Source organism: Streptomyces kronopolitis, assembly GCF_014646275.1.
GTDB classification, from domain to species: domain Bacteria; phylum Actinomycetota; class Actinomycetes; order Streptomycetales; family Streptomycetaceae; genus Streptomyces; species Streptomyces kronopolitis.
The window spans coordinates 250,994-274,900 of sequence record NZ_BMND01000006.1 but is presented as its reverse complement, the minus strand read 5'-3'; the positions used below and the strand labels follow the sequence as shown (position 1 = coordinate 274,900).

Below are 23,907 nucleotides of genomic sequence, written 5' to 3'. Positions count from 1 at the left end.
GCGGGGGCGCGGTGCCCGCGGGGGCGCCGTACGGGGGCGGCGGCGCGGGGGCGGGCGGGAGCACGGTGCCGTGTGCGGGTGTCGCCACCGGCCGCTGGACGGGCGGTGCGGGCGCCCACGGCCCGGGGCCGCCGTAGGGAGGGGTGCCGTAGGGGTCCTCGGCGTGCAGCGGCCGCTGCCGGGGCGGCGCGGCGGGCGGGCCGCCGGCCGTCACCCCGGCGAGGGGCGAGGCCTCGGCGGTCTCCGGGGTGGCCTCGGGGGTCGTCGTGGCGGGCGCGGCGGTCGTCGGGGCCGCCTCGGTGGTCGCCGGGGCGGGCGCGGTGGTCTTGGTGGTGCCGTCCGCTGCCGTCTCCCGCGTGCTGTCGGGCACCTTGCCGAGCGTCACGGTCGACGGTTCCGGGCGCGTGCCGCCGGTGCCGTCCTCCGGGGCCCGGGGGGCGTTCGGGGCCGAGGCGTCCGGGGCGGTTGCGTCCGGGGCCGTGGTGACGGAGGGCGTGGTGACGGGGGCCGTGGACGGGGACGCCGCGCCGTCCGGGGTCCGGGCCAACTCGGTGGTCTCCTCGGCCCTTTCGGCCGGAATCGCACCCTCGGACGGGCCGGGCACGGGGCGCTGCGCCGCGCCGTCGCGCGGCTCCGGGGGGCGCATGAGCCAGTCCTCGGCCGGCTGCGCCCCGGACGGGCCGGGGGCCCCGGCCCCGGCGGCGGGCTCCGTACGCGCGGTGCCTCCCGGGCGGCTCCACCACTTCAGCTTCGGCCCGGCGGCCTTACCGTCGTCCATGCTCTCCCCAGACTTCGCCCGCGGTCCTGCGCGGGCCACCACCACCTCGCGGCATGCGCCCGCTCAGGGGTGCGCCGCCCAGAGGGATTCAACCAGTTCCGCGCGGGGCCGCGCAGGGGACGGTCAGTGCCGGGCGGGGGTTGAGCCATGTGCGGACGGGCCGGCCGGGGCGGCGGGGCCGATCAGCGGGCGCATGGGCTCCAGCGGGGGGAGCGGCGGCGGATTCTTGCGCGCGGGAGGGCCGCCGGTGGCCGCCGTCAGGGGCGGGAGGCCGTACGCGACGGCCGGACCGTTCGGGGCGGTCTGCGGCGACAGCCCGAAGCGCCCGGCCGGGGCGGCCGCGGGCGGGGTGTACGACGGCGAGGGGGACGCCGCACCGGGGCCGTAGAGGGTCATGGCGCTGGGGGCCGGGGCCAGGCTCGGGCCGCCGGACGGCTGCCGTACGCCCGTGCCGGAACGGCCGGCGGGGAACTGGTCGCCGCGCAGCAGCACATCGCTGTCGGCCGCGGGGCTGACGCTGAGCGGGGTGACGGTCGTGCCGTTGCCGTCGGTGCGTGCGCCGGGCAGGTCGGCGGCCGCCTCCAGCGGGAGGGCACCGCCGAGCGCGATCGCCGCGAGGGAGACCGCACCGGCCGCCGCGAAGGCGAACCGGCGCCGCTGGCCGGGCCGTTCGGCCTCGTGGACGCGGAAGCCGCGGGAGCGGGGCTGGGGGGCGATGCCGGCCAGGGCGTGGCCGGAGTGGTTCCGGGAGGCGACGTAGGAGAACGCGCCGCTGTCGCGGGCGAACTCGCCGCGGCCGAAGCTGCCGCCGTCGAGCCGGCTGCCGGGGCCGCCCGGGTCGCCGCCGGGCAGCTGCTGCAACCGCGCCAGCAGCCCCTCGGACGGGCCGGGGGGCGCGGTCTGCGCGAAGACGCTCTTGAGCCGACGCTGGGCGTCGGCCTCCGCCTTGCACTTGCCGCAGGTCGCCAGATGCGCGAGCACCCGCTCGCGCGCGTCATGCTTCAACTCGCCGTCGACCAGGGCCGCGAGGCGGTCGCCGAGATGCTGCTCGGCGGGGGACGGACCGCCGCTGCCGCTCACGCGATCCCGACCTCCCCCGTGGGGACCACGGCCAGCGAGCGCCGCTGCTCACGCTCTTCGGCGCGGGTGGCCGGGGCCCGGTGCTTGAGGGACTTGCGCAGATGGGAGCGGCCGCGGTGGATCCGGCTGCGGACCGTGCCGAGCTTGACGCCGAGCGTCGCGGCGATCTCCTCGTACGACAGCCCCTCGATGTCGCACAGCACCACGGCGGCGCGGAACTCGGGCGCGAGGGTGTCCAGCGCCTGCTGCACATCGGCGTCGAAGTGGGTGTCGTTGAAGTGCTGCTGCGGGGAGGGCTCCCGGCTGGGGAGCCGCTCGGCGGCGTCGTCACCGAGCGCGTCGAAGCGGATGCGCTGGCGGCGCCGGACCATGTCCAGGAAGAGGTTGGTGGTGATGCGGTGCAGCCAGCCCTCGAACGTGCCGGGGGTGTACGTCGACAGCGAGCGGAAGACGCGGACGAACACCTCCTGGGTGAGGTCCTCGGCGTCGTGCTGATTGCCGGTGAGGCGGTAGGCGAGGCGGTAGACCCGTGCACTGTGGGTGCTGACGATCTCCTCCCAGCTGGGCGGAGTCCACGCCTGGGCATCCGCGTCTGCGGCGAAGGTCGCGGTCGTTGCGGAGTCGGCGTTGGGGGTCCCCCCACTCGAGCGGAGTCGAGAGTGGGGGAGGAAACGGTCAGCGGTGTCGGTCACGGATTTCGGCTCGGCGAACGACCTTTTCAAGCGCCTCAGCACTCGACGGTCCCCCGTCGCAGCCGCACCTCCCCTGGTGGCTCTGGTGGTGTCCAGTAGAGCCCCTACCATATCCACCTCGCCCGTTAGCTCCGGATAAGCAGTTTTGACCTGCATTTGGTCCTGCTTCTGGCCTTGCCCCGTGTCTCGCGCGGTCTTCACCGGTGCGTCCCCCCGTCCTGCATCCACCCCTCTTCAACGCCCGGTCCCATCTGCGAGTTCCCGCATCCAGCGGATACAGTCACGGTTGCGTCAACTACGGGGACAGGAGAGGGCCATTACCGGCAACCGGCAGACGATCTTGGCATTCGCCGAGGCGTACGGCGCCGGGACCATCGACGAGGCCGCCGAGGCCGCCCTGACCTGGGCACGTGACCGTGCGCAGGAGGCCGGCATCCGTACGGTGACCAGCGGCACCGGCGCGGCCCTGCGCCTGCTCGCCGCCGCCGCGGACGCCAAGGCCGTCGCCGAGATCGGCACCGGCACGGGCGTGTCGGGCATCCATCTGCTGCACGGCATGCGCCCCGACGGGGTGCTGACCACCGTGGACCACGAGCCCGAGCGGCAGGCCTGCGCCAAGCAGGCGTTCCGCGCCGCGGGCTTCGCCGGCAACCGCGCCCGCTTCATCCCCGGCCGCGCCCTGGACGTCCTGCCCCGCCTCGCGGACGGCGGCTACGACCTCGTCTTCTGCGACGGCGACCTGCTGGAGTGCCTGGAGTACCTCGCTGAATCGTTGCGTCTGCTGCGCCCCGGCGGCCTGGTCTGCTTCGAGGGCGTCTTCGCCGACGGCCGTACGGTCGACTCGGCGGTGCAGCCCGCCGAGGTGCTGCGGCTGCGGGAGCTGCTGCGGGCCGTCCGGGAGAGCGCGGCGCTGGTGCCGGCGCTGCTGCCGGTGGGCGACGGACTGCTCTGCGCGGTCAAACGCGGCTGACGCCGTCACCCGCGCGGGCGGCGAAAAAGTCCCGGGACGCGAAACGGCCCGGGACACGGAAGGTGCCCGGGACGCGAAACGGCCCCGGCATGCGGCGCGCATGTCATGCGCGCCGCATGCCGGGGCCGGGGTATCGGCTGGGGATACCGGGGTCAGCCCCGGGAAACCGCCGGTTGCGCCGCCCTTGTCAGACGGTGACCTTGTCCAGGGCCTCACCCAGGGCCTTGGCTTCGTCGGGGGTCAGCTCGACGACGAGCCGCCCGCCGCCTTCGAGCGGAACGCGCATGACGATGCCCCGCCCCTCCTTGGTCACCTCGAGCGGGCCGTCGCCCGTCCGCGGCTTCATGGCCGCCATGCTCGTTCCCCTTCCTGAAACCAGCTCATCTCAGCCGACGGCCCGGATAGGCGCGTGTCACCGGCATCGAACACATTGCTTCCAGGCCATTATCCCGCATCGAACGACCCGATGACCAACATCGGACAGCATCCCTTCGGCAACGCACTCCGCAAACCCCCTCAATTCGGTGAGGGGGCTGGGATACTTCGCCGATCGCCGTCCCCCGGCGCGCCCGCATTCTTTGATGTACGTCACATGCCGGGGCCCGATGATCTCCGGCATCCTGAGCGCTGACTGCCGCTGCCGCGCAGTCCGAGCCGCGACGGAGGGGACTCCCACTATGGCCGACACCGTGCTCTATGACGTGACCGACGGGCTGGCGACGATCACGCTCAACCGCCCCGACGCGATGAACGCGCTGAACATCGAGGCGAAGGTCCTGCTGCGGGACACCCTGAAGGAGGCCGCCACCGATCCGGCCGTCCGGGCCGTTCTGCTGACCGCCACCGGGCGCGCCTTCTGCGTCGGGCAGGACCTCAAGGAGCACATCGGCCTGCTGGCCGAGGACCGGGCCACCGGCTCCGGCGCCACCATGAACACCGTGCGTGAGCACTACAACCCCATCGTGACGGCGCTGGCCTCGATGCCCAAGCCGGTGGTCGCGGGCGTGAACGGGGTCGCGGCGGGTGCCGGTGCGGGCTTCGCGATGGCCGCCGACTACCGCGTCGTCGCCGACTCGGCGTCGTTCAACACCTCCTTCGCGGGCGTCGCGCTGACCGCCGACTCCGGGATGTCCTGGACGCTGCCCCGGCTGATCGGCCAGGGCCGGGCCGCCGACCTGCTGCTCTTCCCCCGCAACATCAGCGCCCAGGAGGCCTACGACCTGGGCATCGCGAACCGGGTGGTGCCGGCCGCGGAACTGGCCGAGCAGGCCGCGGCCGTCGCCCGGCGGCTGGCCCAGGGCCCGACCGCGGCCTATGCGGCGCTGAAGGAGTCGCTGGCCTACGGGGCGGGGCACTCGCTCACCGAGACCCTCGCCAAGGAGGACGAGCTGCAGGGCCGGGCCGGGGCGTCGGAGGACCACCGGATCGCGGTCGAGGCCTTCGTCAACAAGGAGAAGCCGGTCTTCCTGGGGCGCTGACCCCGGCCGCGCCGCGGCTCCCGGACGGTCCCCCGCCGGCCGGCCCCGGCTCCCCCTGCCCGGCCCGGTGCCGCCCGCCGGGCCCGGGTCAGCGGGCCGCCGTCTCCACTGCCCGGCGGACATGGCAGTCCGCCAGATGGTCGTTGACCAGGCCGCACGCCTGCATCATCGCGTACGCGGTGGTGGGGCCGACGAAGCGGAAGCCGCGCTTCTTGAGGTCCTTGGCGAGCGCCGTCGACTCCGGGGTCACCGGCGGCACCTCGTCGACGGTGCGCGGCACCGGCCGGGCGGCCCGGTCGGGGGCGTAGGACCAGATCAGGCCGTCGAGTTCACCGGGGGCCAGCGCGGCGGCGACCTCGGCGTTGGCGAGCGTCGCGGCGATCTTGGCGCGATTGCGGATGATGCCGGGGTCGGCGAGCAGCCGCTCGGCGTCGGCGTCCGTGAACCGCGCGACCTCCGGGATGCGGAAGCCGGCGAACGCGGCACGGAAGCCGGTGCGGCGGCGCAGGATCGTCAGCCAGGAGAGCCCGGACTGGAACGCCTCCAGGGTCATCCGCTCGAAGAGGGCGTCGTCGCCGTGGACCGGGCGGCCCCACTCGGTGTCGTGATACGCGCGGTAGTCGGCCATCTGCGGCGACTCCATGCCCCACGGGCAGCGCGGCACGCCGTCCGGTTCGCGCACCACGCCGCTCATGTCCGCTCCTCGCCGTCCGCGGCCGCGGGGGCGCCGGGCCCGTCCGCGGACTTCCCGCCGCCGGTGTCCTCCGACGGCGCCTCTTCCGGTCCCAGGACGGGCGGGCCGTCCTGTATCAGCCCCGGGCCGCCCATCGCGGAGGCGTGCGCCCCCGCGAGCGCCGCCTCCAGCTCGGCGATCCGGGCGTCGCGCTCGGCCAGCTCGGCGCCCAGGCGGTCCAGGGCGTCGTCGACGTCGTTCATGACGTAGCCACGCACGGTCACCGGGAAGCGGACGGCCTCCACATCGGCGCGGCCCAGCGGGCGGTCCTGCGGCAGCGGGTCGTGCAGCCGGTCCGGCTCGGCGTCCCGCAGCCCGCCGCCGTCACCCCCGCCGACGACCACGAGCGTGACCGCGCCCACCACCACGACCATCGCGATCAGCAAGAACCAGAACACGACCAACTCCCCGGACTATGTGCCTGCACTGATCGTGCCATGCGGGTGTGACAGTTAGGGTCGCCCCCGGACCACGGAGAGGGAGTCAGGGAATGCTGCGGCTGGGGAATCGCGAGTTCGGTGCGTACGAGCCGGTGATCATGGCCATCGTCAACCGGACGCCGGACTCGTTCTACGACCAGGGCGCCACGTTCCGTGACGAGCCCGCGCTGGCCCGCGTGGAGCAGGCGGTGGCCGACGGCGCCGCGATCATCGACATCGGCGGGGTCAAGGCCGGTCCCGGCGAGGAGGTCACCGCCGAGGAGGAGGCCCGCCGCACGGTCGGGTTCGTGGCCGAGGTGCGCCGGCGCTTCCCGGACGTGGTGATCAGCGTCGACACCTGGCGGCACGAGGTCGGCGAGGCGGTCTGCGAGGCCGGCGCGGATCTGCTCAACGACGCCTGGGGCGGCGTCGATCCGAAGCTCGCGGAGGTGGCGGCGCGGCACGGCGCGGGCCTGGTGTGCACGCACGCGGGCGGTGCCGAGCCGCGTACCCGCCCGCACCGCGTCACCTATGAGGACGTGATGGCGGACATCCTCCGGGTGACGTGCCAACTGGCCGAGCGCGCCGTCGCGTTGGGCGTCCGGCCGGACGCGGTCATGATCGACCCGGGGCACGACTTCGGCAAGAACACCCGGCACAGCCTGGAGGCGACCCGCCGGCTGGGCGAGATGGCGGAGACCGGCTGGCCGGTGCTGGTGTCGCTGTCCAACAAGGACTTCGTCGGCGAGACCCTTGACCGGCCGGTCAAGGAGCGGGTGCTCGGCACCCTGGCGACCACCGCCGTCTCGGCCTGGCTGGGCGCGCGGGTCTACCGCGTCCACGAGGTCGCCGAGACCCGGCAGGTGCTGGACATGGTGGCCTCGATCGCCGGCCACCGGCCCCCGGCGGTCGCCCGCCGGGGCCTGGCCTGACCGGGCGGGCCCGCGGCCCCCACCGGCCGGGGCCGTCCGACACCCCCTAGATCCCGACCTCCTTGGTCACCAGCGAGACCGTCTCGTCCACGTCGTCGCTGAGGTGGAACAGCTCCAGGTCGTGCATCGACGCCTTGCCCTGGGCGATGAGGGTGTCGCGCAGCCAGTCGACCAGCCCGCCCCAGTAGGCCGTGCCGAACAGCACGATCGGGAAGCGGGTGACCTTGCGGGTCTGGACGAGGGTGAGCGCCTCGAAGAGCTCGTCGAGGGTGCCCAGCCCGCCGGGGAGCACCACGAACCCGCGGGCGTACTTCACAAAACAGGTCTTGCGGACGAAGAAGTACCGGAAGTCGACGCCGAGGTTCACATAGTCGTTCATGCCCTGCTCGAAGGGCAGCTCGATGCCCAGCCCGACGGAGGTGCCACCGGCCTCGTTGGCACCCTTGTTGGCGGCCTCCATGGCGCCCGGGCCACCGCCGGTGATCACCGCGAACCCGGCGTCCACCAGGGCCCGCCCGAGCCGCACCCCGGCGTCGTACTCCTTGGAGTCCCGCGGGGTGCGGGCCGAGCCGAAGACGCTGACGGCCGGGCCCAGCTCGGCCAGCGCGCCGAAGCCCTCGACGAACTCCGACTGGATGCGCATCACGCGCCAGGGGTCGGTGTGCACCCACTCCGAGGGGCCCTCGGAGTCCAGCAGCCGCTGGTCGGTGGTGCCGGACTGCACCTGCTCCTGGCGGCGCAGTACGGGACCCAGCCGCTGCTCCTCGGGGACCGGTGCTCCCTCGGGACTGGCCATGTCGTGCTCCCTCCGCTGGCAGTACGTGTGCCGTTTCAGCCTAGATCCGCCGAGGTGAAGAGCAGGGGAATTCGGGGCGGAGGGGAACGGTCGGCGGCCCGGCCCGCCGAGGTCAGTCGGTCAGCCAGGCGCGCAGCCGCTCCTCGCAGTGCCCGATGTGCTCGGTGGCGACCCGCTCGTCCCTCTTGTGCGCGAGCAGCGGGTTGCCGGGGCCGTAGTTGACGGCCGGGACGCCCAGCGCGCTGAAACGGGAGACGTCGGTCCAGCCGAACTTGGGCCGGGCGCTGCCGCCGACGGCCGTCATGAACGCCTTGGCCGCCGGGTGGGACAGCCCGGGCAGCGCGCCCGGGGAGTGGTCGTCGATGACGAACTCGTCCACGGGGCAGTCCGCGAAGACCTCCCGCACATGGGCCACCGCCTCCTCGGGCGTGCGGTCCGGGGCGTAGCGGAAGTTCACGGTGACCGTGCAGGCGTCGGGGATGACGTTGTTGGCGACGCCGCCCTCGACGCGGACGGCGTTGAGGCCCTCGCGGTATTCGAGGCCGTCGATGACCGGGTGGCGCGGCTCGTACGCGGCGAGCTTCGCCAGGATCGGGGCGGCGGCGTGGATCGCGTTGGCGCCCATCCAGCCGCGGGCGGAGTGGGCGCGCTCACCGGTGGTGCGCAGCAGGACGCGCAGGGTGCCCTGGCAGCCGCCCTCCACCTCGCCGTCGGAGGGCTCCAGGAGGACGGCGAAATCACCGGCGAGCCAGTCGGGGTGCGCCTCGGAGACATGGCCGAGGCCGTTGAGGTGGGCCGCGACCTCTTCGTTGTCGTAGAAGACGAAGGTCAGGTCGCGGTTGGGGGCGGGGACCGTGGCGGCCACCCGCAGCTGGACGGCGACGCCGGACTTCATGTCGCTGGTCCCGCAGCCCCACAGGAAGCCGTCCTCGTCGAGCCGGGAGGGCACGTTGTCGGCGATGGGCACGGTGTCGAGGTGTCCGGCGAGCACCACCCGCTCGTCGCGGCCGAGGTGGGTGCGGGCCACGACGTTGTTGCCGAACCGGTCGACGGTCAGGTGCGGCAGCGCGCGCAGGGCGTGCTCGACGGCGTCGGCCAGGTCCTTCTCGTTGCCGCTCTCGGAGGGGAAATCGACCAGCCGCGCGGTGAGCTGGGCGGCGTCGAGCGACAGGTCGAGGGAGGGATGCTGTCCGGTGTGCTCCATGGATCCGACCCTATCCGGAGCACTCCAGTACGGTGGGCCCGTGTCCGCCCAGCCCTCGTCCTCGCCGTTCCGTGCCCGCAGGTGGCGCACCGCCGCAGCCGTCGCCGTGCTCCTGGGGCTGGTCGGCTATCTCGTGGTGCAGTACGTCACCGGCGGCCCGGGGGCGCCGCACTGCACGGTGCGCGCCGAGGACGGCTCCGACGACTACGAGCTGTCGCCGGAGCAGGCCGCCAACGCGGCGACGATCTCGGCCGTGGCGTCCTCGCGCGGGCTGCCGGAGCGGGCGGTGACCATCGCGCTGGCGACCGCGATGCAGGAGTCGGGGCTGCGCAACATCGAATTCGGCGACCGGGACTCGGTCGGGCTCTTCCAGCAGCGGCCCTCGCAGGACTGGGGCACCGTGCAGCAGATCATGGACCCGGTGTACGCGGCCGGGGAGTTCTACCGGCATCTGGAGAAGGTGCCCGGGTATTCCCGGCTGCCGCTGACCGTCGCCGCCCAGAAGGTGCAGCACAGCGGCTTTCCGCAGGCCTACGCCAAGCACGAGGCGAATGCCGCGCGGCTGACCGGGGCGCTCACGGGCCGCTATCAGGACGCCATGACCTGCACCGAGAGCGGGCCGGTGAACGCGCAGGCGGGCGGCGCCGCCCAGGTGCGGGAGAAGCTGGTGCGGGAGTTCGGCCGCCAGGTGCTCCCGGGGGCGGCCGCCGGCGCGGGCGACGCGGCCGGCCAGGGGCGCGGGGTGACGATACCGGTGCGGCAGTCCGGGCCGGCGGCGGGCGAGGCCCCGCGGCGCGGCTGGGAGCTGGCGACCTGGGCCGTGGCGCACTCCGCGGAGCTGCGCATCGAACAGATCTCTTACGCCGGCCGGACGTGGCGCGCGGCCGATTCCGGGAAGGGCTGGCAGGCGAAGCCGGCGGCCTCCCCGGCGGCGGCACACGACGTTCGTATCATCACCGCGCAATAGTTTGCCCGGTCCCCCGAAAGGGGCACCCACGCCAATTCCCTTCGTGCGCGCGGAAGTTGGCGATGCGGCTTTCTCGCGTTCCGCCAATTGCCTTACGCACAAAGGGCCGTGACGTTTCCGCGCGGCCTTTGCCCGTGCACATATTGCCCGCCTTTATCCAGGCCCGATTATGTGACGCGTTACCAACTCTTTACCGGAGTTCACCGCAACCTTCGGGGTTCTGAAGCGGTAGTCAGTGCGTCCGCCCGGCGGACACGGCACATCTGTCAGAAGTCCGAGTCCCTCTCCGTAAAAGGAGCACCATGTCCCTCCCCGTTACGCGTCGGATCGCCCGAGCCGCCCTGCTCGTTGCAGCGGGTGCCGCTCCCGTGGTCGCTGCGGCCGGTTCCGCGAGCGCCGTGGAACTGCCCGCCAAGACGCCCGACCTGGGCGGGCTGACGGCGCCCCTGGAGTCCAAGAACACCAGCGCCACCCTCGACCGCACCGCGCACCACGGCGTCGGCCTGGTCAACGAGGCCGGCAGCAAGGCGGCCACCAAGCTCGCCCCGGCGCTCGTCGAGACCGCCGCTCCGGCCGTGAAGAAGGCCATGCCGCTCACCCAGGGCGCAGCCGACAAGGCCGAGTCCCTGGTCCGTCCGATCGCCGCGCACGGCGTCTCCACCAGCTCGCTGCCGCTCGACGCGGCCAAGGGCCTGGTCGGCTCGTCCCACGGCCTGCTCGGCCCCGCCCAGGGCCTGCTCGGCGGTCTGCCGCTCGGCGGCCGCTGACCGCCGCCGCCCGCAGGACGCGCAGGGGCCCGGGGAGTTGACGCTCCCCGGGCCCCTGCGCGTGGTCATGCGCGCCGGCGGCTCACGGCGCCAGGCGGCGCACCGCGGCGTCCACCCGCTCGTCGGTGGCGGTGAAGGCGATCCGTACGAAGCGCTCCCCCGCGGTGCCGTAGAAGTCGCCGGGGGCGACGAGGATGCCGCGGTCGGCGAGGGCCGCGACGGTGTCCCAGCAGGGCTCGTCGCGGGTGGCCCACAGGTAGAGCGAGGCCTCGCTGTGCTCGATGCGGAAGCCCGCGGCCTCGAAGGCGGCGCGCAGCGCGGCCCGGCGGCGGGCGTAGCGGGCGCGTTGCTCGTCGACGTGGGCGGTGTCGCCCAGCGCGGCGACGGTGGCGGCCTGGACCGGGGCCGCGATCATCATGCCGCCGTGCTTGCGGATCTGGAGCAGATCGCCGAGGACCGCGGGGTCGCCGACGAGGAAGGCGGAGCGGTAGCCGGCGAGGTTGGAGCGCTTGGACAGCGAGTGCACCGCGACCAGGCCGTCGGTGGAGCCGCCGCTGACGTCCGGGTGCAGCACGGAGACCGGGTCGGCCTCCCAGCCCAGTTCGAGGTAGCACTCGTCGCTGACGACCAGGACGCCGTGCTCGCGCGCCCAGGCGACGATGCGGCGCAGCTCGTCGGCGCCGAGCACCCGGCCGGTGGGGTTGGACGGCGAGTTCAGCCAGAGCAGCTTCAGCCCGCCGGGGTCGAGGGCGCAGGGGTCGTCGTAGACCACCGGTTCGGCGCCGGCCAGGCGGGCGCCGACCTCGTACGTCGGGTAGGCCAGGCGGGGGTAGCCGACCTTGTCGCCGGGGCCCAGGCCCAACTGGGTGGGCAGCCAGGCCACCAGCTCCTTGGAGCCGACGACGGGCAGCACCTGGGTGTGGTCCAGCCCCTGGGCGCCCAGGCGGTCCGCGGCCCAGCCGGTGAGCGCGTCGCGCAGCGCGGGGGTGCCCCACACCGTGGGATAGCCCGGGCTGTCGGCCGCCGCGGTCAGCGCCCGCTGCACCACGCCGGGGACCGGGTCGACCGGGGTGCCGACGGAGAGGTCGACGATGCCGTCGGCGTGCGCGGCGGCGGTGGCCTTGTACGGCTCCAGCCGGTCCCAGGGGAAGGCCGGAAGCCGGTCGCGGAGCGACGCCCGGGACGGGTGGGAGACGGGCTGGGGAGAAGAGGCTGCGCCCACGGTGCTCTCTTTCTGGTGGTGCTCGGACCCCGGCGGACATGCCTCGGTCCCGTACGGAACGGGCCGTACGGGACCGGGCGGCGCCGTGCGACCGCTGACGAACCGGGAAGCAAGAGGGAGCGGGCGGCTCCCCCCTGACCCCGGGTCGTTACTGGTTCTGCGGCGGCAGGGCCGCGATGAAGGGGTGGTCGCGCTCGATCAGGCCGAGCTTGCTGGCGCCACCGGGCGAGCCGAGCTCGTCGAAGAACTCCACATTCGCCTTGTAGTAGTCCTTCCACTCCTCGGGAGTGTCGTCCTCGTAGAAGATCGCCTCGACCGGGCACACCGGCTCACAGGCGCCGCAGTCGACGCATTCGTCCGGGTGGATGTACAAGGACCGGGAGCCCTCGTAGATGCAGTCGACCGGGCACTCCTCGATGCACGCCTTGTCCTTGACGTCGACACAAGGCTGCGCGATGACGTAGGTCACGCTGTCGTTCCTCCTCGGTAGGGCCGGCGGACCGATTGGCAGTACCGCCGCTGGGCGCGCGGGAGCGCGGCGTCGTCGATGCCCGCCATCTAGTATCTCCGTTCCCGGGCGCGAGACGAACAAGAGGGGCGGTTTGAGCGATGGAATTCCTGGCCGGTGGCCGCGGGGAGGTGCGCATCACCCCCGCTGACGTGGGCAAAAGGGTATCCGTCCGGCGTCTGACCGGGGACGGGGAGGGGTCGGAGAGATTCACCGACGCGGTCGGGGTGCTCACATCCTGGAACGAAGGTGTGCTGAGCATCACACGGCGCAGCGGCGAGTGCGCCCGGATCGCGGAGTCCTCCCTGGTGGCGGCCAAGGTCGTGCCCGCCGCCCCGGCCCGCCGCCGGGCGCCGGCGGCCACCGTCCGGGAACTCCAGGAGGTCGCGGCCCGCGGCTGGCCCGCCGTCGAGACCGCACGTCTCGGGGAGTGGACGCTGCGTGCCGCGGGGGGCTTCACCCGCCGGGCCAACTCCGTGCTGCCGCTCGGCGACCCCGGCGTGCCGCTGGAGGCGGCGCTGGAGCGGATCACCCGCTGGTACGGCGCCCGCGGGCTGCCGCCGGCGGTCGCGGTCGCCACCGGGAGCGCGGAGGCCGACGCGGAGCTGACCGCGCGGCTCGCGGAGCGCGGCTGGGCCGACGAGCGGCACACCAGGATCCGGATCGCGCCGCTGGCCCCGCTCGCCGACACTCCCCCGGATCCCGCCGGGGGCACCGTCGCGCTGGCCCGGGAGCCGGACGCGGACTGGCTGGCCCTGTACAACCGGACCGGCGAGGGCCCCGGCGGCCCGGTGGCCGAGGACGTCCTGAAGGTGCTGACCGGCGGCCCCTCGGTGTGGTGCGCGACGGCGCGCGGCGCGGACGGCCGGGCCACGGCGATCGGGCGGCTGGCCGTCGACGGGCGCTGGGCGGGCTTCTCCGCGGTCGAGGTGGCCCCGGACGCCCGGCGGCAGGGGCTGGCCACCCGGGTCATGGCGGCGCTCGCCGCACGGGCCCTGGCCGAGGGCGCCTCGGCCGCGTACCTCCAGGTCGAGGCGGACAACACCGGCGCCCTCGGGTTCTACGACCGGCTCGGCTTCACCGACCACCACGGCTACCACTACCGGCGGGCGCTGCCGGACGCCGCGCGCTGAAGGGCGGCCCTCCCGTGCCCCAGGAACCCGAGCCCGGCCCGGACGGCGCCCGCGCGGCGCGCCGGCGGCAGTTCGCCGAGGCCGCCCGCGCCGAGCGGCCCGACCTGGCACTGCTGTGCCTGCTGATCGCCGCCGAGGCCGATCCCGCGCTGGACGAGGCGGGCCTCGACGAGGCCCAGATCGAGCTGGACCGACTGGCCGGGCTGCTCCCGTACGCGCCCGCCGGCGGCCCGGAGGCCTGGGCCCGCAACCTCGCCGCGCTGCTCGGCGCCCGGAACGGCTTCGGCGGCTCGCCCGCCGACTACCGGCGGCTGGAGTCCTCGCTGCTGCACGAGGTGCTGCGGCGGCGCCGCGGGCTGCCGATCCTGCTGTCGGTGGTGTGGATGGAGGTCGCCCGGCGGGCCGGCGCGCCCGTGTACGGGGTGGCGCTGCCCGGCCACTTCGTCGTCGGCTTCGGCGATCCCCTGGGCGCGCATGTGCTGGCCGATCCGTTCGGGGGCGGCCGGCCGCTGTCCGAGGAGGACACCGCGCTGCTGGTCGCGGGCGCGACCGGGGAGCCGCTGAGCCGGCGGATGACGGCGCCCGCCGGCCCCCTGGAGATCGTGCTGCGGGTGCTCAACAACATCCGGGCGTGGGCCCAGGCCCGGCCCGAGCACAGCGCGGTGCAGCTGTGGGCGCTGGAGCTGTCGCTGCTGCTGCCGAGCCATCCGGCGCGACTGCGCCACGAGCGGGCGCAACTGCTCGTCGAGCGCGGGGAGTTCCTGGCGGGCGCGGCCGAGCTGGAGGAGTACGCGCGGGTCGTGGAGCCCGTCGAGCCCGCCGGGGCGAAGCGGATCCGGCGTCAGGCCGCGGCGGCGCGCGCCATGCTCAACTGAGCGGCGGTGGGGGTGCGGCGGACGACCAGGACCGTGGCGTCGTCCTTGAGGTCGCCGTGGGTGAAGGACTCCAGGTCGGCGCGGAGCGTACGGGCCAGTTCGGCCGGCTCCAGGTGCGTCCACCCGGCCAGCCGCTCCTCCAGCGGGTAGAACTCGCCGTCCTCGCCGCGCGCCTCGGTCACCCCGTCCGTGCACAGCACGAGCCAGTCGTCGGGGTCGGGGTGGATCCGCACGGCGTGGCGCGGCTCGTTCCCGAGCGTGCCCAGGCCGAGCGGCAGGCCCCCTTCGCCGTCCCGGCGCTCGTGGACCTCGCCGTGGCGCACCAGGTAGTACGGGATGTGGCCGCAGGACAGCACCCGGCCCTGGGTCCGGCCGGGCATGCTGCGCACCTCCATCAGCAGCGCGGTGACGAAGCGCTCGTCGGTGCCCTGCTCGGCCGAGCGGGCGTTGTAGCGGGCCAGCGCCTGCTCCATCCGCCCGGCCACCGACTCCAGCGAGTCCAGGTACTGCGCGGCCTCGCGGAACGACGCCAGCACCTCGATGCCCGCGCCGATCGCCGGCATGCCCTTGCCCTGGACGTCGCCGATCATCAGCCGCAGCCCGTGCGGGGTGTCGATGGCCTCGTAGATGTCGCCGCCGACCCGGGCCCCCTCCTGGGCGGAGACGTAGAAGCCGTACGCCTCGACCGGGCCCGCGCTGAGCGGCAGCTCGCGCAGCACCGCCCGCTGGACGGTGTCGGCCACCAGGGACGTCCGGGCGTGCAGCGCCTCCCGCTGGAGCCGGGTGCGGCACAGCACCAGGGAGAACAGGGCGACCAGGAAGGAGCCGAAGACGCCGACCACGCGGGTGGCCGGTATCCAGTCGGGCACGGTGAAGATGTCGACGAACGTCAGGCACACCACGAAGACGGTGGCCACCAGCAGCGTCCGGCGGAACGAGCAGCGCAGCGCGGCGTACAGCGGGACGATGCCCACGAAGGCCGAGATGTGCAGCTCCGGGCCGGTCGTCGCATCCAGGGCAGTGACGACGACGATCACAAAGATCAGGAACACGGGGGTCCAGCGGCTGCTGTCCGTGCCTCGGTCGGCTGGCATAACACTTCAAGCCTGCGATATGCCGCCCGCTCGCGCACCGGGACACCGGGCCGCGAGGCGGGCGTCCGGACGGACACGACCTAGAGCCAGCCCTTGTCGCGGGCCGTGCGGACGGCCTCGGCGCGGTTGCGGGCGCCGGTCTTCTGGATGGCGAGGGACAGGTAGTTGCGGACCGTGCCCTGGGAGAGGTGGAGCGCGTCGGCGATCTCGGCGTTGGTGACGCCGTCGGCGGCGGCCCCCAGGACCTCGCGCTCCCGCGCGGTCAGCGGGCTGGCCCCGTCGGCGAGCGCGGCCGCCGCCAGCACCGGGTCGATGACCCGCTCGCCGCGCAGCACCCGCCGTACCGCCTCGGCGAGCCGGGCCGCCGGGGCGTCCTTGACGAGGAAGGCGTCGGCGCCGGACTCCATGGCGCGGCGCAGATAGCCGGGGCGGCCGAAGGTCGTCAGGATGACGATCTTGACGCCGGGGCAGGCGGTGCGCAGCGCGGCCGCGGCATCCAGTCCGCTGAGGCCGGGCATCTCGATGTCCAGGAGGGCGACGTCCACGTCGTGCTCCCGTGCGGCCGGGACCACCTCGTCCCCGCGGGCCGCCTGGGCGACGACGTCGAGATCGTCCTCCAGGGAGAGCAGCGCGGCCAGCGCCTCGCGGACCATCGACTGGTCCTCCGCCAGCAGCAGTCGGATCATGCGGGCCACCTTAAGCCGTACGGGTGGAGGGGTGCGGCGGCGGCTACGCGCGGGGAGACGGCGCGACCGGGCCCGGCACCGGGCCGTCGGCGGCGGTCGCGGGTTCGGCGGCGCTCTCGGGGGCCGGGGCCGGGACGCCGGGGTGGGCGGCGGTGCCCAGCGGGACGCAGGCGCGCAGCGCGAAGCCGCGCCCGCGCGGGGCGGGGCCGGTCTCCAGGCGGCCGCCGGCCAGCCCGATGCGTTCGCGCAGACCGGCGAGGCCGTTGCCGTCGTGCTGGGCGCGGGGCGGGCCCTGGCCGTCGTCGAGCACCGTCAGGCACAGGTAGCGGCGCTCGTCGGCCTCCCACTCCTCGGAGAGCAGCAGCTCGCAGCGGCGGGCCCCGCTGTGCCGCAGGACGTTGGTGGCGGCCTCGCGCAGCGCCCAGGCCAGCGCGCCCTCCTCGTCGGCGGCGAGGCCGCGGTACTCGGCCTCCAGCGCCGGGTCGGCGGTCAGCTCGATCCCCGCGGTGCGCAGGGCGGTCCGGGCGGCGGCCAGCTCGACGGCGAGCCGGGGTTTGCGGTAGCCGGTGACCGCCTCGCGCACATCGACCAGCGCCTGCCGGCTGACCTGCTCGATGTCGGCGACCTGCCGGGCGGCGTCCTCGGGCCGGGCGGGCAGCATCCGGCCGGCCAGTTCGCTCTTGAGCGTGATCAGCGAAAGGGAGTGGCCCAGGAGGTCGTGCAGATCGCGGGCGAGCCGCAGCCGCTCGTCGTTCGCGGCCAGGCGGGCGACCTCCTGGCGGGCGAGGCGCAGCTCCGCGGTGGTGTGGATCAGGTGCTGCACGCCGACCATCATGAAGCCGCTGCCCAGCGCGGGCAGGCCGTAGGCGAAGAGGTAGTAGCCGCGCAGCTCCGGATAGCGCGCGCCGATGGCCAGCAGCAGCACGGTGATCAGCGGAATCGACCAGCGGGACTGCTGCCAGGGCAGCACCACCGCCGAGCTGACGCTGGTGAAGATGAACAGCACCAGCCACTCGCCGTTCAGCGTCCAGGACAGCACGGCCGACAGCGCCAGCATCACGCCCAGCAGGCCGTAGATCAGCGGGCGGGTGGTCCTGCGCCACATGTGCCGGAAGATCAGCAGGACGTAGCTGAGCACGAAGAGCGTGAGCCCCAGGCCGCCCCAGATCCGCTCGGCCAGCGGGGTGCCGGACTGCAGCGTCTCGCCGACCGGGCCGGCGAGGTACAGCAGCCAGATGCCGACCCAGGTCGTCTTGCCGATCGCCTGGCGGCGGGTGCGGGCGGCCTGCCCCATCATCATGGGGTTCTGGGCCCAGGGTTCGCTCTTCATCGTCCGGGTCTCATGCCTTCCGGGTGTCCTTGCGGTACAGCCAGGCCGCGCCGCCGGCGAAGACCAGCAGATAGCCCGCCAGGATGGCCATGTCCTTCAGGTGCGGGGCGCTGCCGCCCTCGACGGCGGTGCCCAGCGCCGCGTACGCGTGCGTCGGCAGCCACTCGGCGACATTCTGCGCCCACTGCGGCAGGAACGTCAGCGGCATCCACAGGCCGCCCAGGAACGCCAGGCCGAAGTAGCAGAGCATGGCGATCGGGCGCACCGCGTCGCCGGTGGCCAGATAGCCGATGGCCACGCCCAGGGCGGCGAAGACGAAGCTGCCGAGCCAGGTGCCGGCCGCGATGGCCAGCCACTGCCAGGCCTCCAGCCGTACGCCCTTGACCACCGCGGCGACCAGCAGGACCAGCAGGATCGACGGCAGGCTGACGGTCGCGGCGGCGGCCATCTTGGCGGCGACGTAGCCCCGGCCGGGCAGCGCCGTCAGCCGCAGCTGGCGCACCCAGCCGTTCTCGCGCTCCTTGGCGATGCGCTCGCTGTTGCCCAGCAGGACGGCGGTCATGGCACCGAATGCTGCCATGGACACCATGAAGTAGAGCCCCATGTTCAGCTGCATACCGGGGATCGGCCTGCTGTCCGCGCCGCCCGCGATGATCAGGTACAGCACCGGCGGGTAGATCACCGAGAAGAACATGAACTTCTTGTTGCGCAGCGCGCGGATGATCTCCAGCTTGATCAGGGTGGTCATCGGCCCGCCCCGCCTTCCTGCTCGGTGGAGCCGGTGGTGCTCGCGTCGGACGCCGTGGTGAGGGCGATGAAGGCCTGCTCCAGACCGAGGCCGGAGACTTCGAGGTTGCGGGGGTAGCAGCCGAGGCCGTAGAGGGCGTGCACGGTGGCGTCGGCGTCCCGGGACTGGATGCGGACCGTGCGGCCCGAGATCTCCAGGGACGTCAGCGACGGCAGGGCGCCGAGCGCCTCGCGGTCGACCGGCTCGTCGAGGTCGAAGGCGATCCGGCGGGCGCCGGCCCGGGCCTTGATCTCGGCGGCGGTGCCGTCGGCCAGCACCCGGCCGCGGTGCAGCACGATGACCCGGTCGGCGACCTCGTCGGCCTCCTCCAGGTAGTGGGTCGCGAAGAGGACGGTGCGGCCCTGCCGGGCCTGGCCGCGCATGGCGCCCCAGAAGGCCTGCCGGGCGGAGACGTCCATGCCGGTGGTGGGCTCGTCCAGCACGATCAGGTCGCCCGCGCCGGCGGTGGCCAGCGCGAAGCGGACCCGCTGCTCCTGGCCGCCGGAGAGCTTGTCGACCATGCGGTCGGCGATGTCGGTGATGCCGGCCGAGGCCAGGATCTCGTCGAGCGGGTAGCCGCGCGGGTGCAGGTCGCGGGCGAGCTTGACCAGCTCCCTGACCTTCACGCCCTCCATCAGGCCGCCGCTCTGGAGCATCGCGCCGACCCTGCCCTGCTCGATGGCGCGCTGCGGGGTCGTACCGAAGAGGGTCACCCCGCCGGCGTCGGGCGTGCGCAGCCCCAGGAGCAGATCGAGCGTGGAGGACTTGCCCGCGCCGTTGGGGCCGAGGAGGGCGACGGTCTCGCCCGGGTACAGCTCCAGATCGAGGTCGGCCACCGCGCGCACCGCGCCATAGCTCTTGGTGACCTGCCGGAAGCTGACCACGGGTGCCCGCTTCGCCCCCTCCGCGGGGGCGGCTGTGGTGGTCGCTGTGGTCGTCATACCCCCCAGCTTCCGGGACGCGCGCCGGGCGCGGCAGTGCCGGGTATCCGCACTCCCCCGTGACATCTGTCATGGGGGAGGCCCCCTAGGGGACGTTCCCGGTGAACCGGGAGCGCGCCCTGGGGGGCCTCGTGCCCGCGGGCCGTCGCCGCGCGGTCAGCTGCCGTCGGTGGCGATGGTCTGGATCCGCTCGGACGGGGTGGTGCCGAGCAGCGCCCTGCCGACCGCGCTCGCCACCTCCTCGACGCTCACCGGGTGCTTGGAGCCGTCGCCCTTGGTCACCTCGACGCCGTTGAAGGTGTCGCCGTAGAGGGCCTTGAGCGCCGGGCGGTCGTAGTACGGGACCAGGGCGCCGTTGACGATCTTGAAGGACAGGAACTTCGGGATCGACTTCTGCGGGCTGAAGGAGACCGTGTGCGCGGCGTCCGTACGGACCGTCACCAGGCCGGACATCGCGGGCTCGGCGAACTGCTTCAGCGCCCGGTCCACCGCCGCCTTGGTGACCTGCGGCCGCTGGGTGGTGGCGGCGAGGACCACCGGTGCGTCGGTGCCGGTCGTGGCGCGCTTGCGGTAGGCGTCGGCGACCTTCTTCTTGGACGCCTTCACATCGATGGCCTTGTGCGGCCTGCCGTAGTGCGGCACCGCCTTGCCGTTCTCGAAGGTGATTCCGCCGTCCGCGGCGGCTCCTCCGGGTCCGGCGGCGTTCTCCAGCGCGATCTGCAGCTTCTCGTCGTCGACGAGCACGGCCGGCTCGGCGGTGCGGTGCACGCCGAACAGCGAGCCGATGACGGAGACCGGGTTGTAGTCCCGGCCGGCCGCCCTGCGGACCGTGGCCTGCGGGTCGATGTCCAGACCGGCCCGGGCGGGCTGGAGGGTCTCGGACTTGCCGTCGACGGTGAGTTCGATGGGCTGGCTGCGGCGGCCCTTGAGCTCCGCCTCCAGCTTCTTCACGGCGTCTTCCTTGGTGGCGCCGCCGATGTCCACACCGAGCGCGGTGGTGCCGTTGGGCACGTCGGCGTGGTCGAGCAGCAGGCCCGCGCCGTAGGCGACACCGGCCAGGACCACGACGGCGACACCCAGGAGAACGAGCTTGTTGCGGCCCTTCTTGGGCGGGTTGATCGGCTCGGGGATCTTGGGCCGCGGCTTGGGGGCCGCGCTGTCGCCCTCACCGGCCGGACCGGCCGGGAACGGCGACGGGGACGACGGGCCGTCCGCGCCGGGGGTCTTGGGGATGCCGCTGACCAGCGTGTCACCGGAGACCCGGTCGTGGCCGCCGGACGCGGCGCCCTGCGGGCCGCTCCCGCCGCGCCTGCCCTGGGGACCGCCGGGCGCGCCGCCCTGGGGGCCGCCGGGCAGTCCGCCGGAGATGCCGCCGGCGCCGAGGCCGCCGCCCGGACCGGCGGGCGGTGCCGGCGGCTGCGGGGTGAGTTCGGCGGTGTCGTCGATCCGGGGCGTGCCGCCGGTGCCCGGGTCGCTGAAGCCGGGCGGCAGGTTCAGCGCGGAACTGCCGCGCGCCGGACCGGTCGTCGGCCCGCTGGGACCGCCCGGGGCGTCGAACGGGGTGTGGTCGCGGGCGGGAGCCGCGGGGGTGTCGAACGGCGAACCGCCGCCGGACGCACCGTCGAACGGCGAGCCGCCGCCCGGCCAGCCGCCCTCGAACGGGGCGGCGGCGGTGCCGGGGCCGCCGTCGCCCGGCGGGGCGCCCTCCGGCGCCGGGCCGTCCTGCGGGGCCGCGCCGTCGGAGAAGTACGGCAGGTCGGGGCGCTGCTGGGGGGCGGCGCCCGGGGTGCCGCGCGGCGGGGTCGCCCCGCCCGGGGCGGGCGGCGCCGGGTGGGAGCCGGTCGTCGAGGACTGACCGCCGGAGCCGGCCTGCGGCTTGCGCGGCGCGAACCAGTCGCTGGTCTTCTCGGGCCGGCCGGCCGCGGGGGCCTCCTCCGCCGGAGCCTCGGGACGCGGGGTGTTCGCCGTCCGCTCCGCGCTCCGCTCGGCGCCGCGCGCGGGGCGGGGCGTTCCCCGGGAGCCGGCGGAACCGCCGGATCCAGCCGATCCGTTCATGCCGGACTCCTCACCGACGGGCTTGCGCACGACGACCGGCGGGATGGGGCGTGACCCCGGAATGTTGATCTTGATCCGCGTCGTCAGCGTGGTCTCGGTCTTGGGTTCCTCCGGCTGCGCAGGGGCACCGGGCGCCGGCGCCTCGTCGGCGTCTCCCCTGGGCGAGCCGTACGGCGGCGTCCCGGACGGGTACGCGGCTCCGCCGCGGCCCTGGGGGCCGGAGGACGAACTGTCAGATTCACGACTCAAAGCAGGTTCTCCCGGTTGGCTCCGCCGCTCGTCAGAGATGATCCCCGGCCACAGGCCGGGAGGTGCCCCCAGGGCGGCGCGACGGCGCGCACCACCATACTGTCCGCCGCGAGCGGCCACCCGGGGAGCGTACGGACACCGCCGCCACGGGCGAACCCCCGGTACCCGGCCCGTTCACCCCGGCCCGCGTCGGATCCGTCCCGGTATCCACCACGTCATCCGCCAACTCGGCCGTGCCGGACGCCCGCCACCCGCATCTGGGCGGCGGTGGCACAGATCACAGCGACCAGGATCCCGCCCAGCAGGAACACGTACGAACCGAGCCCGGCGCCGAAGAGGAAGTCGCCTTCCGGCCGGACATCGCTGAGCAGCAGGAACACCGTCACCAGCCAGGCCGCGCCGGGCACCAGCACGCCCGCCGGGGTGCCGGTCGCCCGGCCGCCCCCGTAGAACAGGGCGGCGACCCCGCCGAGCGCCAGCAGCAACCCGCCGGGGAACCAGGCCGCTTGCACCAGCGTGCCGGCGACCGCGACCAGGACGCCGGCGACCAGCAGCAGCGCATAGGTGCCCGCCCGCCCGCCGGTCAGCGGGGGGACGCCGGCGTCCGGCACCGGCGCCGCCACCGCGGACGCGCCCGAGCCCGCCCGGGAGCGCGCTCCCTTGCCGGCGCCCGCCGCGCCGTTGCCCGTGCCCTTGCCCTTGCCGGCGGAACCGCCGCCGTTCGCGCCGCTCATTCCGCCGCCTCCTCGATCCGGGTGCCGTGCTGCCGGGTGTCCGCCGCTCCGTCGGTGCCGGCGAAGAGATCGTCCTCGCGCGCGCCGTCCGCCGCGCCCGCCGCGCCGTGCACCAGCCGGTAGTGCTCGGTGGCGAACAGCGGCTGGCCCAGGTCGTTGGAGAGCGCGAAGAACGGTCCGTCGACCGCGATCTGGGTGTGGTGCGCGCGCATCGCCGCGGTCTTGGCCGCAGCGGCCGCGCGGCCGCCGGTGACGGACGCCGTGACCTCGGCGTCCGGCACCACGCCGGGCACGTCGTCGACGGAGGCGATGCCGGGGAAGGGGTGACCGGCCGCGCGCAGCCGCTCGAATCCCTCCTCCACCACGGAACGGGGGTTGCAGTTCCAGTAAATCTTCCCGATCGCGTGCGCGCCGCCCAGCTCGGGCCGGAACCCGGCGTCCGCGGCCAGCTCCGCGCCGCGCATCGCCACCCGGTGCGCCTGGATGTGGTCGGGGTGGCCGTATCCGCCGTTCGGGTCGTAGGTGACCAGCACCTGCGGCCGGACCTCCCGGATCACGGCGACCAGCTCGCCGGCCGCCTCGTCCAGCGGGGCCTGCCAGAAGCAGTCGGGCCGCTCGTTCTGCGGGGCGCCCATCATCCCGGAGTCGCGGTAGCGGCCCGGCCCGCCGAGGAAGCGGTGGTCGGTGACGCCCAGGGCCTCCATCGCGGCGGCCAGCTCGCCGACGCGGTACGGCCCCAGGGTGTCGTCGCGGTCCGGCGCGAGGTGGGCGAGCCCGGGCGGGATGACCTCGCCCTCCTCGCCGCGGGTGCAGGTCACCAGCGTGACCCGGGCGCCCTCGGCCGCGTACCGGGCCATGGTGGCGCCGTTGTTGATCGACTCGTCGTCGGGGTGCGCGTGCACCAGCAGCAGCCGGCGCGACGGGACGGGGTGCGGGGCGGCGCCCGTGGCGGACGGTGGCGTGGGGGAGGCGGGCCGGTCGGTCATGCCGACAGCCTACGAGCCGCCCGCTCCGCCGTACGCAGGCGAGCCCGGCCGCCGCCCGTGCGGCCCCGCCGGGGGCGCGCACGGGACGGTCGGGCCGGGTCCCGAGGGGGTCAGAACTTGATGTTGCCGAGCATGCCGGCGACGTTCGTCGTCAGCTGCTTGATCGTCGGGGCGATGGACGAGCCGGCGAGATAGAAGCCCAGCAGCATGCAGACGAACGCATGCGCGGCCTTCAGTCCGGACTTCTTGACGAGCAAGAAGACGATGATCGCCAGCAGCACCACCGCCGAAATCGAGAGTGCCACGGCGGCTCACCTCCAAGTAGTCGTGATCCGGACCGGGTTACTGGCGCCCGGACCGTCCGCACGGTCCGCGCACCGGGGTATGCCAAGGGCTCTTTACCCCGAACCCACTACGCGCAAGGGATCATAACTTTCCGCGCTAGCGCATAAATCGGAGCACGGAAGCAGAGCGGGGGCGCACATGATCTT

Annotated in this window: 25 protein-coding genes and 1 pseudogene; 7 read left to right on the top strand and 19 right to left on the bottom strand. The window is 74.3% G+C overall.

Annotated elements, in window-relative coordinates; all coding sequences use genetic code 11:
- The 3 genes and pseudogenes from IEY78_RS34280 to sigE form a co-directional block, all read right to left on the bottom strand.
- A pseudogene (locus IEY78_RS34280) lies at positions 1 to 778 on the bottom strand (hypothetical protein); the annotation flags it as partial.
- Between the two features lie 123 nt (positions 779 to 901).
- Positions 902 to 1,858: a zf-HC2 domain-containing protein gene (locus tag IEY78_RS10550; protein WP_189097364.1), complete on the bottom strand. Its 957-nt coding sequence runs from the start codon at positions 1,856 to 1,858 to the stop codon at positions 902 to 904.
- Complete coding sequence (gene sigE, locus IEY78_RS10545) at positions 1,855 to 2,550, bottom strand: RNA polymerase sigma factor SigE (protein WP_229699836.1); 696 nt, start codon at positions 2,548 to 2,550, stop codon at positions 1,855 to 1,857. The genes IEY78_RS10550 and sigE overlap by 4 nt, the downstream gene beginning before the upstream one ends.
- Before the next feature lie 286 nt (positions 2,551 to 2,836).
- On the opposite strand from sigE, the gene IEY78_RS10540 reads away from it, so the two are divergent.
- A complete protein-coding gene (locus IEY78_RS10540; RefSeq protein ID WP_189097362.1) occupies positions 2,837 to 3,520 on the top strand; it encodes an O-methyltransferase in 684 nt (227 codons plus the stop codon).
- A gap of 187 nt (positions 3,521 to 3,707) precedes the next feature.
- Here the strand turns inward: IEY78_RS10540 and IEY78_RS10535 are convergent, their stop codons facing one another.
- Complete coding sequence (locus IEY78_RS10535; protein ID WP_006603288.1) at positions 3,708 to 3,875, bottom strand: DUF3117 domain-containing protein; 168 nt, start codon at positions 3,873 to 3,875, stop codon at positions 3,708 to 3,710.
- A gap of 322 nt (positions 3,876 to 4,197) precedes the next feature.
- Between IEY78_RS10535 and chcB the strand changes: the two genes are divergently transcribed.
- Complete coding sequence (chcB, locus tag IEY78_RS10530; RefSeq protein WP_189097361.1) at positions 4,198 to 4,998, top strand: 2-cyclohexenylcarbonyl CoA isomerase; 801 nt, start codon at positions 4,198 to 4,200, stop codon at positions 4,996 to 4,998.
- 88 nt (positions 4,999 to 5,086) lie between these two features.
- On the opposite strand, the gene IEY78_RS10525 is transcribed toward chcB, so the two are convergent.
- A complete protein-coding gene (locus IEY78_RS10525) occupies positions 5,087 to 5,692 on the bottom strand; it encodes a DNA-3-methyladenine glycosylase I (protein WP_189097360.1) in 606 nt (201 codons plus the stop codon).
- On the bottom strand, positions 5,689 to 6,129 hold the full coding sequence (locus IEY78_RS10520) for a DivIVA domain-containing protein (protein WP_189097359.1): 441 nt from the start codon (positions 6,127 to 6,129) through the stop codon (positions 5,689 to 5,691). Before IEY78_RS10520 ends, IEY78_RS10525 begins: the two co-directional genes overlap by 4 nt.
- Before the next feature lie 92 nt (positions 6,130 to 6,221).
- Between IEY78_RS10520 and folP the strand changes: the two genes are divergently transcribed.
- Positions 6,222 to 7,082, top strand: a complete 861-nt coding sequence (gene folP / locus IEY78_RS10515; protein WP_189097358.1) for a dihydropteroate synthase — start codon at positions 6,222 to 6,224, stop codon at positions 7,080 to 7,082.
- Positions 7,083 to 7,128: 46 nt separating this feature from the next.
- On the opposite strand, the gene IEY78_RS10510 is transcribed toward folP, so the two are convergent.
- Both IEY78_RS10510 and dapE read right to left on the bottom strand, forming a co-directional pair.
- Positions 7,129 to 7,878 (bottom strand): LOG family protein, encoded by a 750-nt coding sequence (locus IEY78_RS10510; protein WP_189097357.1) that lies wholly within the window; start codon positions 7,876 to 7,878, stop codon positions 7,129 to 7,131.
- Positions 7,879 to 7,990: 112 nt separating this feature from the next.
- Positions 7,991 to 9,082 carry a succinyl-diaminopimelate desuccinylase gene (gene dapE, locus IEY78_RS10505; protein ID WP_189097356.1) on the bottom strand — a complete coding sequence of 364 codons (1,092 nt, stop codon included), beginning with the start codon at positions 9,080 to 9,082 and terminating at the stop codon, positions 7,991 to 7,993.
- Between the two features lie 40 nt (positions 9,083 to 9,122).
- Here dapE and IEY78_RS10500 point away from each other — a divergent pair, with 40 nt between their 5' ends.
- Positions 9,123 to 10,049: a VldE C-terminal domain-containing protein gene (locus tag IEY78_RS10500; RefSeq protein WP_189097355.1), complete on the top strand. Its 927-nt coding sequence runs from the start codon at positions 9,123 to 9,125 to the stop codon at positions 10,047 to 10,049.
- Positions 10,050 to 10,351: 302 nt separating this feature from the next.
- A complete protein-coding gene (locus IEY78_RS10495; RefSeq protein ID WP_189097354.1) occupies positions 10,352 to 10,816 on the top strand; it encodes an ATP-binding protein in 465 nt (154 codons plus the stop codon).
- 82 nt (positions 10,817 to 10,898) lie between these two features.
- Here the strand turns inward: IEY78_RS10495 and dapC are convergent, their stop codons facing one another.
- Positions 10,899 to 12,038, bottom strand: coding sequence for a succinyldiaminopimelate transaminase (gene dapC / locus IEY78_RS10490; protein ID WP_189097353.1), 1,140 nt, complete (start codon positions 12,036 to 12,038; stop codon positions 10,899 to 10,901).
- 148 nt (positions 12,039 to 12,186) lie between these two features.
- On the bottom strand, positions 12,187 to 12,507 hold the full coding sequence (gene fdxA, locus IEY78_RS10485) for a ferredoxin (RefSeq protein WP_018089397.1): 321 nt from the start codon (positions 12,505 to 12,507) through the stop codon (positions 12,187 to 12,189).
- Between the two features lie 140 nt (positions 12,508 to 12,647).
- On the opposite strand from fdxA, the gene IEY78_RS10480 reads away from it, so the two are divergent.
- Together IEY78_RS10480 and IEY78_RS10475 are read left to right on the top strand one after the other, a co-directional pair.
- On the top strand, positions 12,648 to 13,679 hold the full coding sequence (locus tag IEY78_RS10480) for a GNAT family N-acetyltransferase (RefSeq protein ID WP_189097352.1): 1,032 nt from the start codon (positions 12,648 to 12,650) through the stop codon (positions 13,677 to 13,679).
- A gap of 14 nt (positions 13,680 to 13,693) precedes the next feature.
- On the top strand, positions 13,694 to 14,554 hold the full coding sequence (locus IEY78_RS10475) for a transglutaminase-like domain-containing protein (protein ID WP_189097351.1): 861 nt from the start codon (positions 13,694 to 13,696) through the stop codon (positions 14,552 to 14,554).
- On the opposite strand, the gene IEY78_RS10470 is transcribed toward IEY78_RS10475, so the two are convergent.
- The 9 genes from IEY78_RS10470 to IEY78_RS10430 all read right to left on the bottom strand — a co-directional run bounded on the left by IEY78_RS10470 (position 14,521) and on the right by IEY78_RS10430 (position 23,721).
- On the bottom strand, positions 14,521 to 15,648 hold the full coding sequence (locus IEY78_RS10470; RefSeq protein WP_189097350.1) for a PP2C family protein-serine/threonine phosphatase: 1,128 nt from the start codon (positions 15,646 to 15,648) through the stop codon (positions 14,521 to 14,523). The genes IEY78_RS10475 and IEY78_RS10470 overlap by 34 nt on opposite strands.
- Before the next feature lie 80 nt (positions 15,649 to 15,728).
- A complete protein-coding gene (locus IEY78_RS10465) occupies positions 15,729 to 16,334 on the bottom strand; it encodes a response regulator transcription factor (RefSeq protein ID WP_189097349.1) in 606 nt (201 codons plus the stop codon).
- Positions 16,335 to 16,377: 43 nt separating this feature from the next.
- Positions 16,378 to 17,664 carry a sensor histidine kinase gene (locus tag IEY78_RS10460; protein ID WP_229699835.1) on the bottom strand — a complete coding sequence of 429 codons (1,287 nt, stop codon included), beginning with the start codon at positions 17,662 to 17,664 and terminating at the stop codon, positions 16,378 to 16,380.
- Between the two features lie 10 nt (positions 17,665 to 17,674).
- Entirely contained in the window at positions 17,675 to 18,412 is a 738-nt protein-coding gene (locus IEY78_RS10455) for an ABC transporter permease (protein ID WP_189097348.1), read from the bottom strand.
- Positions 18,409 to 19,392, bottom strand: coding sequence for an ABC transporter ATP-binding protein (locus IEY78_RS10450; protein ID WP_189097347.1), 984 nt, complete (start codon positions 19,390 to 19,392; stop codon positions 18,409 to 18,411). Before IEY78_RS10450 ends, IEY78_RS10455 begins: the two co-directional genes overlap by 4 nt.
- 156 nt (positions 19,393 to 19,548) lie before the next feature.
- The gene (locus tag IEY78_RS10445; protein WP_189097346.1) at positions 19,549 to 21,696 is read right to left on the bottom strand and encodes a hypothetical protein; all 2,148 of its coding nucleotides are present in this window, start codon (positions 21,694 to 21,696) and stop codon (positions 19,549 to 19,551) included.
- A gap of 215 nt (positions 21,697 to 21,911) precedes the next feature.
- Positions 21,912 to 22,430: a DUF6113 family protein gene (locus IEY78_RS10440; RefSeq protein WP_189097345.1), complete on the bottom strand. Its 519-nt coding sequence runs from the start codon at positions 22,428 to 22,430 to the stop codon at positions 21,912 to 21,914.
- Entirely contained in the window at positions 22,427 to 23,416 is a 990-nt protein-coding gene (gene mshB / locus IEY78_RS10435) for an N-acetyl-1-D-myo-inositol-2-amino-2-deoxy-alpha-D-glucopyranoside deacetylase (protein ID WP_189097344.1), read from the bottom strand. The genes IEY78_RS10440 and mshB overlap by 4 nt, the downstream gene beginning before the upstream one ends.
- A gap of 110 nt (positions 23,417 to 23,526) precedes the next feature.
- Positions 23,527 to 23,721, bottom strand: coding sequence for a hypothetical protein (locus IEY78_RS10430; protein ID WP_129248201.1), 195 nt, complete (start codon positions 23,719 to 23,721; stop codon positions 23,527 to 23,529).
- Between the last annotated feature and the right edge of the window lie 186 nt (positions 23,722 to 23,907).

Bases quoted from the DNA above. Each gene is read 5' to 3' on its own strand.
- IEY78_RS10480 (WP_189097352.1), top strand. From the start codon at position 12,648: ATGGAATTCCTGGCCGGTGGCCGCGGGGAGGTGCGCATCACCCCCGCT.
- IEY78_RS10470 (WP_189097350.1), bottom strand. From the start codon at position 15,648: ATGCCAGCCGACCGAGGCACGGACAGCAGCCGCTGGACCCCCGTGTTC.
- IEY78_RS10450 (WP_189097347.1), bottom strand. From the start codon at position 19,392: ATGACGACCACAGCGACCACCACAGCCGCCCCCGCGGAGGGGGCGAAG.
- folP (WP_189097358.1), top strand. From the start codon at position 6,222: ATGCTGCGGCTGGGGAATCGCGAGTTCGGTGCGTACGAGCCGGTGATC.
- IEY78_RS10525 (WP_189097360.1), bottom strand. From the start codon at position 5,692: ATGAGCGGCGTGGTGCGCGAACCGGACGGCGTGCCGCGCTGCCCGTGG.
- IEY78_RS10495 (WP_189097354.1), top strand. From the start codon at position 10,352: ATGTCCCTCCCCGTTACGCGTCGGATCGCCCGAGCCGCCCTGCTCGTT.
- dapE (WP_189097356.1), bottom strand. From the start codon at position 9,082: ATGGAGCACACCGGACAGCATCCCTCCCTCGACCTGTCGCTCGACGCC.
- IEY78_RS10535 (WP_006603288.1), bottom strand. From the start codon at position 3,875: ATGGCGGCCATGAAGCCGCGGACGGGCGACGGCCCGCTCGAGGTGACC.
- IEY78_RS10510 (WP_189097357.1), bottom strand. From the start codon at position 7,878: ATGGCCAGTCCCGAGGGAGCACCGGTCCCCGAGGAGCAGCGGCTGGGT.
- IEY78_RS10460 (WP_229699835.1), bottom strand. From the start codon at position 17,664: ATGAAGAGCGAACCCTGGGCCCAGAACCCCATGATGATGGGGCAGGCC.
- chcB (WP_189097361.1), top strand. From the start codon at position 4,198: ATGGCCGACACCGTGCTCTATGACGTGACCGACGGGCTGGCGACGATC.
- mshB (WP_189097344.1), bottom strand. From the start codon at position 23,416: ATGACCGACCGGCCCGCCTCCCCCACGCCACCGTCCGCCACGGGCGCC.
- IEY78_RS10440 (WP_189097345.1), bottom strand. From the start codon at position 22,430: ATGAGCGGCGCGAACGGCGGCGGTTCCGCCGGCAAGGGCAAGGGCACG.
- IEY78_RS10455 (WP_189097348.1), bottom strand. From the start codon at position 18,412: ATGACCACCCTGATCAAGCTGGAGATCATCCGCGCGCTGCGCAACAAG.
- IEY78_RS10465 (WP_189097349.1), bottom strand. From the start codon at position 16,334: ATGATCCGACTGCTGCTGGCGGAGGACCAGTCGATGGTCCGCGAGGCG.